The organism is Fulverythrobacter ferritrahens (genome assembly GCF_020539485.1).
Classification (GTDB): domain Bacteria; phylum Pseudomonadota; class Alphaproteobacteria; order Sphingomonadales; family Sphingomonadaceae; genus Andeanibacterium; species Andeanibacterium ferritrahens.
In genome coordinates, this window is the sequence record NZ_JACDXU010000003.1 from 442,049 (window position 1) to 453,539 (window position 11,491).

Annotated in this window: 8 protein-coding genes; 6 read left to right on the top strand and 2 right to left on the bottom strand. The window is 59.8% G+C overall.

The genetic code is table 11. The features are described 5' to 3' along the window. Positions 1–103: 103 nt before the first annotated feature. Positions 104–1,537, bottom strand: a complete 1,434-nt coding sequence (locus tag H0274_RS14220; protein ID WP_226796145.1) for an FAD-dependent oxidoreductase — start codon at positions 1,535–1,537, stop codon at positions 104–106. A gap of 289 nt (positions 1,538–1,826) precedes the next feature. Here H0274_RS14220 and H0274_RS14225 point away from each other — a divergent pair, with 289 nt between their 5' ends. The 6 genes from H0274_RS14225 (at position 1,827) to H0274_RS14250 (ending at position 10,331) form a co-directional block, all read left to right on the top strand. Further along, positions 1,827–4,736 (top strand): TonB-dependent receptor plug domain-containing protein, encoded by a 2,910-nt coding sequence (locus tag H0274_RS14225; RefSeq protein WP_226796146.1) that lies wholly within the window; start codon positions 1,827–1,829, stop codon positions 4,734–4,736. 106 nt (positions 4,737–4,842) lie between these two features. Further along, on the top strand, positions 4,843–6,201 hold the full coding sequence (locus H0274_RS14230) for an MFS transporter (protein WP_226796147.1): 1,359 nt from the start codon (positions 4,843–4,845) through the stop codon (positions 6,199–6,201). A 3-nt stretch (positions 6,202–6,204) separates the two neighbouring features. Then, a complete protein-coding gene (locus tag H0274_RS14235; RefSeq protein ID WP_226796148.1) occupies positions 6,205–7,863 on the top strand; it encodes a dihydroxy-acid dehydratase in 1,659 nt (552 codons plus the stop codon). Between the two features lie 76 nt (positions 7,864–7,939). Next, on the top strand, positions 7,940–8,602 hold the full coding sequence (locus H0274_RS14240) for a MarR family winged helix-turn-helix transcriptional regulator (protein WP_226796149.1): 663 nt from the start codon (positions 7,940–7,942) through the stop codon (positions 8,600–8,602). Continuing rightward, positions 8,602–9,891 carry an aconitase X gene (locus H0274_RS14245; RefSeq protein WP_226796150.1) on the top strand — a complete coding sequence of 430 codons (1,290 nt, stop codon included), beginning with the start codon at positions 8,602–8,604 and terminating at the stop codon, positions 9,889–9,891. Before H0274_RS14240 ends, H0274_RS14245 begins: the two co-directional genes overlap by 1 nt. Continuing rightward, entirely contained in the window at positions 9,891–10,331 is a 441-nt protein-coding gene (locus H0274_RS14250; protein WP_226796151.1) for an aconitase X swivel domain-containing protein, read from the top strand. Before H0274_RS14245 ends, H0274_RS14250 begins: the two co-directional genes overlap by 1 nt. Before the next feature lie 215 nt (positions 10,332–10,546). On the opposite strand, the gene H0274_RS14255 is transcribed toward H0274_RS14250, so the two are convergent. Then, positions 10,547–11,023: a DUF3237 family protein gene (locus H0274_RS14255; protein WP_226796152.1), complete on the bottom strand. Its 477-nt coding sequence runs from the start codon at positions 11,021–11,023 to the stop codon at positions 10,547–10,549. Positions 11,024–11,491: the final 468 nt, after the last annotated feature.

Sequence of the window (11,491 nt, forward strand, 5' to 3'; positions counted from 1 at the left end):
GAAAGCCTTCTCGATCGGGTTGGGGGGAGAGGGTGCAGGGAGGCTCTTGCTGGCTCGATCCTCCCTCGGACCGCATGCCACCGGATGGTCCTCGAAAACCGCTTTAATTGCTCGACAAGAATGCCCCCTGTTTTCTTAGCAGTGCACGCAATTCACTGATGTCGACCTGGCGCGGGGCAATGCCGCGGTTTGCCGCGATGGCGGCGGCCGCTCCGGCGGCGTGGCCGGTCAGCCAGCATTGCGGGATTTCGCGCATGAAGCCGTGGCTGTTGGCATCGCAGGAGATATGCCGCCCGGCAGCAAGCAAGCCGTCCAGCTGGCGCGGGACAAGGCAGCCATAGGGGACGGAAACCACTGGATATTTCGGGCTGACCGAGGGGCTGATGCCGATCTCGTCCTGGGCGGGGGCGCCGGTGCCCCAGTTCCGGCGTTCGATTTTGCCGATGCCCGCCAAGCGGCGGGTGTGACGCACGCCGAGTTGCGGGGCGCTTTGCAGCATATAGGCATTTTCGAAGCCCGGAGCATGGCGCCGGAAGAAATCGCAATGCGCCGCCATGAAGCGGTGGGAGCGAATTTCCACCTCGGTCATGTCGTCCACGTCCAGTGCGGACAGGCCTGACTGGCGCGGCCCCATGAAAACTGCGATGTCGTTGCGCCACGTGACATAGGGCGTCTGGAAAAATCTGAGCTTTTCCCGCCCCAGGGCCGTGAACTGGTTGAACTGATCGACGCTGGCTGCGCGGAACTCCAGCCAGCGTTCCATGTCCACGCCGCCGATCAGGAAACTGGTGTTCATCGAATGGTGGACGTCGCCTTGTTCGATATCGTCCTCGAACTCTCCACCGGCGCGGGCGAATATGTCGCCATCGCCGGTCGTATCGATCACGACGTCTGCCAGCACGGCCTGTCGGCCAGCCTTGGATTCGAAGATTGCGCCCGCCACCTTGCCGTCCCGCATCGTGGGTTTGGCTGCCCATGCGTGGAAGACAAGGCGGACGCCCGCTTCCAGCAGCATTTCCTGAGCCAGCAATTTCATTCTCTCGGGATCGAGAGTGGGGGCCCACGAGACGATCCCGTGGAAGGCGGAAGTGCGCAGGCGCCAATAATCGGCTTTGCCGGGATCGCGAGAGCCCCAATCGGCCAGAGGGGGGCCGGCGACGCCTTCCTTCGGCATCCGGTCTATGAAATCCCTGGCAAAGCCCTGAATGACATGGCGCCCTTCCCAGTCAGTCATCCGGTCGATCCAGATGACCAGCCCGCCAGTCGAAAGGCCGCCGAGATGATTATAGCGTTCGAGCAGGACCACATCGGCCCCTGCCTTTGCGGCTGAATAGGCCGCAGCGCAGCCCGCCGGGCCGCCGCCGATCACGGCCACATCCGCCTTGTGATAGATGGGAATGGACCGGGCTTCTTCCTCGATCTCGCCGACGCCATTTGCGGGGCCGATCGTGCGATCCGAGCCTTCGAAGATATCGGAAGCGAGGAATCGGTCTTCGGTCTGCCGAATCTCGCGCACCCGTTCCACGCCATCAGTCATCCAGTTTTCCCTCGTTTATGCCCGGTATCACGGTTTTCCGGCGATTAGGTCAGCTTTGATATAAATTCTACACAAATGTGTTTGCTGGGCGCAAAAATGCCCAGACATAGAGTTTTAGTGGGCTGAGATCGTAAATTTTAATCCATCCAAAACAATCGATTAATCTCAGAATATCATGCATTGTGGCGGCGATTGTCGGCGTTATGGCAAAAAACAGTAGAAATCTATATAACTACGCGATACCCAAGCGGGAGACCGGCAAACAGCTGGCGGAAAACGGGAGTAGATGATGCGGGCCTTGAAAAGCGGCTGGGCGACCGGCTTTGTTTCGCTATCGGCAATTCTGGCTGCCACCCCTGTCCTGGCGCAGGACACTACAGCCGAAGGTGCGGCGACCTCGGAAGATGCGAACCAGCCGATTGTGGTGACCGGGTCGCGTATTACCAGCGGGTTCGACGCTCCAACTCCGGTGCAAGTGGTAGGGGCGGAGCGCCTGGAGCAGCGCGCTGCTTCGAATATTGGCGAGGCCCTGAGCGAAATACCTGCCTTCCGTTCGACTGAAACGCCCGCTTCGAGCGGACTTTCCCCCGCAGCGGGCTATGTCGGCGGCCGCATCCTCGACCTTCGCGGGCTTGGTTCGGTTCGCACGCTGACGCTGGTGGACGGTAAGCGTTTCGTGCCTTCGACCACTCAGGCGACGGTCGATACCAATATGATCCCCTCGATCCTGCTATCCCGCGCGGAAGTGGTGACCGGGGGCGCGTCCGCTGTTTATGGCTCGGATGCCGTGTCCGGCGTGGTCAATCTGATCATGAACAACAAGCTGGACGGCTATAAGTTCAATGCCCAGCTCGGCACGTCCGATTACGGCGACAACAATGTTTTCCAGATCGGCGCTGCTGGCGGGTGGGCGCTCGGGGACCGCCTCCATCTCGTCGTGGGTGGCGAATATGAGAAGAACACCGGCATTGATGGCTGCCCGGAACGAGACTGGTGCGCCTATGGCAAGATCAACTGGGGGCGTAACCCGGGGGCTTCAGGCGTTCCGGCCAATAACATCCTGAGCGGGGTCTATCCTTGGAGCGCGGATTATGAAGGCGTCACGACCCCGCCTTCCTCAGCCTATACCGGCAAGCTGGTGCCCACTTTGCGTCCGATCGATGGCATCACCTTCAATCGCGATGGAACGCCGCGTCGTTATCAGTTCGGTACTATGGTCAATTCCCTATATTCCGTGGGTGGCGAGAGCGATGGACCTGGGGAGAATATCTATTTCGACTTTCCCATCGTCTCGCCCACGGAGCGCTGGAACGCCGCGGCACAGTTGACGTGGGAAGCCACTCCCGATCTCACGTTCGGCTTCGGTTTCAATTACGGCCATGGCGAAGGGCGTCACCGGGCCGTGGGCTATCGCAATACGGCGCTGGTCATCAATGCGGACAACCCCTTCATCCCGCGCTCCAGCGATCCGACGCTGGATATTCCGACGATCCTTGCGGAAAGCAACGCGACCAGCTTCACGCTGGGTAAGGGGTTCGATGATATCGGTCCGGCGGATCTTATCTCGAAGAACGATGTCTACCGGGCGGTGGCAAGCCTTGACTACGATATGGGCAACGGCTGGAATTTCGATGCCTATTACCAGTATGGCCGCAATGAATTCCGCCGCGATCTGATCAACGGCATCATTACGGAGCGTTTGCTTCGCGCCATCGATTCCGTGGAACTGGGGAATGGCTCCATCGTGTGCCGCGTCAATTCGGACGCCTCCACCGCGAATGACGATCCCGCATGTGTGCCGCTCAATCCTTTCGGTTACGGCCAGGGCGCGACCTTTGCGGCAGCGGCCGACTACGTCAGGGCAGACGGCTTCCAGACCAACATCACCACAGAGCATGTGGCGGCGGCAAATATCACCGGTTCTCCAATCGAACTTCCCGCCGGTCCGCTCGGCGTCGCGGTGGGTGTGGAATATCGCAGCGATCAAGTGGCCGGCGACACCGACACGCTATCCCAGCAAAGGAAATTCTTTACCGCTGGCGGTTCGATCATTTCCGGCAAGATCGAAGTGATCGAGGGTTACGGGGAGGTGGAAGTTCCCATTCTCGCCGATACTCCGTTCTTCGACGAACTCAGCGCCAGCGGTGCGGTTCGCCGCACGCATTACAATCGTTCGAGTGATTTCAACCCGTCATCGTCGCTCAATGTGACGACCTGGAAGCTGGGCGCCGTCTGGGCCCCCATTGAAGCAGTACGCTTCCGTGTAACCCGCTCGCGCGACGTTCGTGCGCCCAACGTTTCCGAACTGTTCGGTCCGACCACGAATACCACTGGCATTCTGAACGATCCGCAGCGGGATGGATTGCAGATGGTGGCGCCCATCACGTTGGGCTCCAACCCCAACCTCGTACCCGAAAAGGCGGACACTCTCACCATCGGCATGGTCGTGCAGCCCACGGCCGGCTTCTTCAGCCGCTTCCGCGCATCTGTCGACTACTACGATATCGACATAAAGGACGCGATCAGCACTCTCGGCCAGCAGAATATCGTGACGCGCTGTTATCAGGGTGACCCGCTCAGCTGCTCGCTCGTTACGCGTGACGGCGGTGGCGTGATTACCAATATCCAGGACACGTTCCAGAACGTGAACGAGTTGATCGCTCGCGGCGTGGATTTCGAGCTTTCCTATCGCCAGCCGCTTGGCGGCGAGAATGCGCTTACCCTGCGTACTTTTGTGAGCCACGTCCGGGATTTGATTACCGTCGACGCCGTGGGGCCCACGGAACGGGCGGGGCAAACCGGCCTTCGTGGAGGCACCCCTCCCGGCATTCCCGATTGGACGGCCGATGTTAACGCGACGCTCGAACTGGGCGACCGGTTTGAATTCAACACGCACCTGCGCTGGATCAACAAGGGCTTCTACAACGCGGCTTTCATCGGCGCTGAGCAGGAGGGCTATTCGATTTCTCTGCCCAACAGTTCCAGCACCAACGCGATGCCGGGCCGCTTCTACGTGGACCTTCTGGCGACCTACAAGCTGCCCATCGGGGGCGATGGCAACGCCAGTGTCTATTTCGGCGCGGATAACGTCTTTAACGTCGATCCGCCGAATTTCCCGGGAGCCAATGGCAGCGGCAACAACGTGCTGTTCAATCCGGTCGGCAGGTTCTTCAAAGCCGGGATTCGTCTGAACTACTGAGCTTCCTCCCCGCTGGCTGGCCCCGGTGCCAGCCAGCTTTTTTTCGGTCGCTGTCATCCCCCCGACAAGAGTGGCAGGGCCGAATGGCCAATAGGTAGAGCTGCGCATGGCCACCCTGGACATAGCTGCCCTGATAGACGGACGGAAACTCGGCCCGTTCAATTACAGGCTCATCGTCCTCTCCTGGTTGATTACCGTTTTCGACGGGTTCGACATGATGATGATCAGCTTCACTGCGCCTTACATGCGCGATGAGCTGGGCCTTGATGAAATCATGCTGGGCAATGTGTTTTCCATCGGGCTGCTTGGCATGATGCTGGGCGGCTTTGCGCTTGCCTATCTTGGCGATCGCTTTGGACGGCGTAACGTCATCGTGGGGGCGGCCTTCGCTTTCGGCCTGCTTACCCTCGCAACAGCGTTTGCCCGCAGCTATGAGCAGTTGCTCGTCCTGCGGTTTCTCGATGGTTTCGCTATCGGCGGCATGCTGCCTCTGGCCTGGGCGCTGAACATCGAATTCGTTCCCAGACGCTACCGCGCCACGGTCGTCACCGTGATCATGATGGGATACAGCCTGGGCTCAGCGCTGGCGGGGCCGGTCACTGTGCTGGTGGCCCCTCAACACGGCTGGGAAGGCGTGTTCATCTTTGGCGGCGGAGCGACGATCCTGTGCGCGCTGCTGCTCCTGTTCTTTCTACCGGAAAGCATCAGGTTCCTGGTGGCCAAGGGTAAGTCGCCCGAGGTCGTGGCCGCCACTATCAATCGTATCGCGCCTGACGTGGAAGTGCAGCCTACGACCCGTTTCGTACTGGGGGATGAAAGCGCCGGGCAAGCCGGGAATTTCAGAATCGGCCAGCTGTTTCAGGGTGATCTGCGTTGGATCACAACTCTGCTCTGGCTGGGATATATCGCCAGCACATTGGCGGTCTATTTCAAGGCCAATTGGGGCCCCATCGTTTACGAAGATCTGGCGTTCTCGCGGGATACCGCAGCTTACGTCTCTTCTTTGTCGGGCGCGCTGGGGGCCTTGTGTGGCCTGCTGCTCATGCGCTTCACGGATCGCTATGGTGCGATTGCAGTCGCGATCTATCCCGCCCTGTCCACGCCGATATTGCTGTTCATCGGCCTCGCTCCGCTTTCACCTGATGCGTTCCTGCTTCTTTCGATCCTCTCGACCTCTCTGGTCAGCGGTGGCCATTTCGGCATCCTGTCAATCGCCGGCGTCTATTACGCCACTTCCATCCGCGCCAACGGGGCAGGGTGGGCCACGTCCATTGCCAAGATCGGGGGCATCGCCGGGCCGTTGATCGGCGGATATGTGCTGGCAAGCGGCCTGCCCATCGTTCGCAGCTTTGCCATCCTGGCGATCTGCCCGCTCATCTTGATGCTGTGCGCCTTCGGCATCGCGCATTTTGTCCGGCGAAGGTTGGGCGAAGCTCCGGCCACTTCCCAATTCAGAAAGGACTGATCAATGCCTCTTCGCAGCCTGGCAGCCAATTCCCCCGTGCGTAGATCCCATTGGCTTGCCTTGGGGCTGACAGAGGCGGATTTGCTGAAACCGAAGATCGCGGTGGTCAATTCCTCATCCGAATTGGCAGTCTGTTATGCTCATCTCGATGGCGTAGCCAAGGTGGTGAAGGAAGCCATCCGGCAGGCAGGGGGCGTGCCGTTTGAGGTGCGCACAACCGCTCCTTCCGATTTCATCACGGGTGCCGCAAAGCGTGGCAGCTACATCCTTGCAGGCAGGGACCTGATCCCGAGCGATATCGAAGCGCAGGTAGAAGCCGCATTGTTGGACGGCATGGTGTGCCTGACCAGTTGCGACAAGACGCCTCCGGGCCATCTCATGGCGGCCATGCGGCTGAACATACCGACATTGTTGGTGATCGGCGGCTATCAACCCTCCGGCGAGATCGACGGCGATCCGGTGGATATTGAAGATCTCTTCTCTGGCGGCGTCGAGGAGAGTTTCGGCCGTTTCGGCAAGCATCGGGTCGATGAGATTGTGCCACAGGCCATTCGTGGGCCAGGTGTCTGTCAGGGTATGGCAACGGCCAATACCATGCACTGCGTTGTAGAGGCCTTGGGCATGTGTGTTGCCGGTTCCGCTCCCGTGCGCGCCAATAGCGAGAAGATGTTCGAAAAGGCACGCGAAGCCGGGGCTCGCATTGTGCAGATGGTACATGAGGGATTGAAGCCCAGAGATATCATGACCCCCGGGGCTTTCCGCAACGCTGCGGCGATGGTTCTTGCAGTGTCGGGATCGATCAACGCGATCAAGCATCTGCAGGCCACTGCCGTCGAAGGCGGGCTGGATCTCGACATCTATCAATTGTGGAACGAGGTCGGAAACAAGGTTCCGGTTTTGTCGGCCGTGCGTCCCAATGGCGCTGTCCGTATCGAGCAGTTCGAAGATGCCGGCGGCGCACGGGCAATGCTGAAACGCCTCGAAGCTCTGCTGGATCTGGAGGTCAAGGTAGCCAGCGGCAAGAGCATGGGCGAAGACATTGCCGATGCCGGTGTAGCCGATGCCGAGATCATTCGGCCACTGGAACGGCCAATTTCCCCCGGGCCGGCCATAGCCATCCTGAAAGGCTCGCTTGCGCCGGAAAGTGCGGTGGTCAAGCTCGGCATCCGTGATGGTTCTCGACCGGAGGCTTTTCGAGGCCCTGCGCGGGTCTTTGACGATAACGAGGCTGCCTTGAAGGCACTTGCTGACGGTGTCGTGCAGAAGGGGGACGTGCTGGTTGTTCGTGGCCAGGGGCTGAAAGCGGGGCCGGCAATGGGAGGCGGAGCTTCCTATATCCTGTTTGCGATCAACGCTGCGGGGCTGGCTCGTGACGTTGCGTTCGTTACCGATGGCCAGCTTTCCGGCCTTTGCCTGAAAGGTCTCACCGTGGCCGAGGTCGCGCCCGAAGGGTACTCAGGCGGCCCCATCGGCAAGGTGCTCGACGGGGATATCATTTCAATCGATGTCGCGGCTCATAGCATCGAGTTGGAGGTGCCCTCAGAGGAAGTTGCGAGACGTAGTGCGGCGGGCAATCTGGCGCCGGCAGAAGGTTGGCTCGGCATGTACCGCCGCGATGTCCAGGAAATGGCCACGGGTGGGGTGTTGATCGATCGTGGCTGATACTGGTCCAAGGCTTGTGACGGTTCCGCATATCGCCCTATCTTGGACCCGGATCAGGTGCATTCAGGGGGTTCGGATGAAACGAGGCAAGAAGGCAAGGACAGCGCAGCAAAGGGGGCCGCTTCCCCCTCGCAAAGCGCGCGCCAGAAATGGTCCGCGTTCCCTCAAAGGGTTGCTGTTCGGCGGATTTGAGCTCGATATGTCCGACAGGCATCTCGAAAACTTCCATCGCCTCTCACCGGAAAGCCCGGAGGACGATACCTATTTCCGCTTTACCCGTGCGCTGGTCGTCGCTGCTCGTCGCTGGCGCAAGGTGGCAAATGATCAGATCAGGCCTCTGGATCAGACCATGGTGCGTTGGGAGACGCTCTATCTGGTCGCCTATTCGGGCGAGGAACTCACGCAGAGCGAGCTCGCACGCGTGGTGGGAGTTGAGGGCCCCACTATGGTTCGGATGTTGCACCTCTTGGCTGAGGAAGGCCTTCTGGAGCGGCATCAGAGCAGAGATGATCTGCGGGTGACGATCAATCGCATCACGGAAAAGGGGCGAAAGGTGATCGCCGATATCATGTCAATTACCAATCAGCTGCGCCGTGAAATGCTTGACGGCATCGGAGCAGAAGATCTCGCCGTGGCTCAGAAGGTGCTGACCAGAATGGTCCGGAATCTGGAAGAAGTGCAGGCGGGGCGGCGTTCTCCTGCGGTTCGGACCGGGGAAGAGGAAACGAAGGAAGGCTAATGGTCAAACTGAGCGATGACGAACGCGCGATGCTGGACGGGCGTGATGGCGCTGCGGTGCAAAAAGCCATGGAACTGCTCGTTCGCTATGCCGAGGCGCTGGATGCGGAAGATTTCGTCTACACGAACAACGTCGCCGGAGTGCCCGGTTCCTCACCCCAATGGGTCAAGGAGTATTACGCGGCCGACGGCGGAGATTATCGCGCGGTATTCTCGCGCTTTGATCTCGATTCCGACGAAGTGGTGGATGTGCCGCGCATGAACGCCTTCAGTTGCCACCTGCAGGGAGGGATGGACCCTTCCATGTGGCAAGACCAAGGGATGACGGAGCAGGCATTCGCCAACTTCAGGAATGACGAGGCAGAGGTGGCCGCTCATGGGATTCAGGTTTTGAAGACCTGTACCCCTTATCTGGCGGGCAACGTGCCGGTGATGGGTGAACACTGCGCATGGATGGAATCCAGCGCAGTGGTGTTCTGCAATTCCGTGATAGGCGGGCGTACCAATTGCGAAGGCCGCGAGTCCACCAGCGCTGCCATGCTGGCGAACCGCATCCCCAATTTCGGTTTCCATCGCGACGAGTTCCGGAAAGGACAGCATCGTGTGCGTGTCGATGTCCCGGTGGACTCGATCTTCGAATGGGGGATGCTGGGGTATTTCACCGGCGGTGCTGTGGAAGATACCATTCCCGTGCTGGATGGCGCGATTTCTCAGCAATCTCTTATACGGCACAAGCATTTCGGTGCGGCTGCCGCATCCTCGGGCGGGGTGGAGATGTATCACATGGTTGGCATCACACCTGAGGCGCCGAGCATGGAGGCCGCTTTCGGCGGTGCCTCCAGAGGGGAAACCTTCGTTTACGGACAGGCAGAGCGCCGCGCCGTTTACGAGCGTTTGAACAGCATCGGCTCAAACACCGACGTCGATTACGTCATGCTTGGTTGCCCGCATTATTCGATCGAGCAGATCGCCGAAGCGGCACGGCTGATTGAGGGACGCAAGGTCAATGCCAATGCCGAGTTGTGGATCTTCACGAGCCGAGCGGTGAAGGCAACCGCGGAAGCCAGCGGATATGGCGATATTTTTCGCGCTGCCGGGGCCAAGTTGATGACCGATACCTGCTCAGCCATCAGCCAGGCCGTGCCCAAAGGCACGCGTGTGGCTGCGCTCGATAGCGCCAAGCAGGTTCACTACCTTCCTGCCATGATGGGCATCGAAGGCTGGTACGGGACTACCGCCGAATGCATCGATGCAGCATGCAGCGGAAAATGGAGAGGGAGTTTGCGATAATGGCCACCGTCGAGGTTCGCCAACCTGATATTGTAATCCGCGGCAGGAAGGTCGTGGGCGGTGTGGCAGAGGGGGAGGCTCTGGTCACGCAGCAGACCATCTCCGGATGGGGCGGAGTGGACCCGATGAGGGGAGAGGTGATCGAGAGCCACCACGAACTGCGCGGGCAGTCCTTTGCCGGCAAGATACTTGTCTTTCCCGGTGCCAAAGGGTCGTCCGGCTGGTCGGGGGTGTTCCATATGACCCGGCTGACGAACAAGGCTCCGCTGGGGATGTTGTTCAACATCACCACTACCAAGGCAGCTCTCGGTGCGGTTGTGCTGAGAGTGCCCGCATTGACCGATTTCGACATCGATCCGTTGGAGCATATCGAGACCGGAGACCGGGTTCGCATTGATGCCGACAAGGGCGAGGTCTGGGTCTGGAAGCTGAGAGTTTGATGTGAAACTGCCCGCATGTCGTTGATCACGGTGCGATGTCGGGTTGCAAGGTGCTGTCCGTGAAGATGTGGACCGATATTGCGTTCAATTCCGGGATCGCCATTCAGGATCGCGAGCCGGATATGGCCGGCACACGAACGCCTTCCGGCTGATCACCAAGGCTCAATCATCTATCAAAAGAGGCGCGTCCCGCAGGCGGAACGCGCCTCTTCTGCTTACCGCACTGCGTAATATTCGAACTGGGTTTCGTTACCCTGGCGTTCGGCCGTGCCGACAAACACCGTGCGAGCCAGCCATTCATGTGACCCCGCAGGAACCTCGAACCGCGGCGTGATGCGCAGATAAGTCTCCGCAGGATCAACCCTCTCCCCCGCTTCGATCTTGCGAAGGGTCTCCGGGGAGGAATAGGCAATGCCGCGATTGTGGATGTAGATGGGCGTTCCGTCGTCGGCTTCCAGCATGTAATGTGCTTCGAATTCAATCAGGCCGCTACCCCACATCAGGGGCCAGTCGCCCCCGGAATTCGGGACGACCTTGCCCTGTAGCTTCGGCCCGAACACATCACCCCCTGCAACAGAGACAAACCCGCGCCGGAAGTCCGAGAATGCGGGCTGGAACCGCACACGGGGACCTTCCGGAAACCGGAGGCGAACGCTGAAGCAGTGCTCGAGGGTGGGAATAACAGCAGACATGCGGGGAACTCCATTCTCAAATGGTCGGATGCAGTGAGGTTCGGCACAGGGACCGGAAATCGGCTTGGGCCATGTATGTTGGGTTCGAGCCGTTCTGTCGCGTTTGATCGCGCATTGAACGATCGTCAGGGCATCCGCCTAGCGATTCTAATTACGAATGCGGGGATGCCGGGCTGGCTATGATCTCTTTGCGGTATGCTGGGATCAAGGCGTTGGCACTGGAGTGGGCACCTAAATGCCCTTCGGGCGGCAGTGCCGCTCCCCGAAGCACGTGGATAGGGGAGGCTAAACCGCGGATCTCCGTGTGTGGAGCAGGTAAGTTACGAGAAATTGACGCAACCTGCAAAAAAGGTGTTGCTCGAATCGGGGAGTGTATCTAGAGGGCTGTTCACCGGACGGGGCGCCACTGAGGCGGTTCGGACGGTCGCCAACAGAGACGGACAACAGTTCCTCGGATTAGAGTTCGGG

What these genes read in the sequence shown, in the direction of transcription:
- H0274_RS14220 (WP_226796145.1), bottom strand. Translation starts at nt 1,537, where the DNA reads ATGACTGATGGCGTGGAACGGGTGCGCGAGATTCGGCAGACCGAAGAC.
- H0274_RS14225 (WP_226796146.1), top strand. Translation starts at nt 1,827, where the DNA reads ATGCGGGCCTTGAAAAGCGGCTGGGCGACCGGCTTTGTTTCGCTATCG.
- H0274_RS14230 (WP_226796147.1), top strand. Translation starts at nt 4,843, where the DNA reads ATGGCCACCCTGGACATAGCTGCCCTGATAGACGGACGGAAACTCGGC.
- H0274_RS14235 (WP_226796148.1), top strand. Translation starts at nt 6,205, where the DNA reads ATGCCTCTTCGCAGCCTGGCAGCCAATTCCCCCGTGCGTAGATCCCAT.
- H0274_RS14240 (WP_226796149.1), top strand. Translation starts at nt 7,940, where the DNA reads ATGAAACGAGGCAAGAAGGCAAGGACAGCGCAGCAAAGGGGGCCGCTT.
- H0274_RS14245 (WP_226796150.1), top strand. Translation starts at nt 8,602, where the DNA reads ATGGTCAAACTGAGCGATGACGAACGCGCGATGCTGGACGGGCGTGAT.
- H0274_RS14250 (WP_226796151.1), top strand. Translation starts at nt 9,891, where the DNA reads ATGGCCACCGTCGAGGTTCGCCAACCTGATATTGTAATCCGCGGCAGG.
- H0274_RS14255 (WP_226796152.1), bottom strand. Translation starts at nt 11,023, where the DNA reads ATGTCTGCTGTTATTCCCACCCTCGAGCACTGCTTCAGCGTTCGCCTC.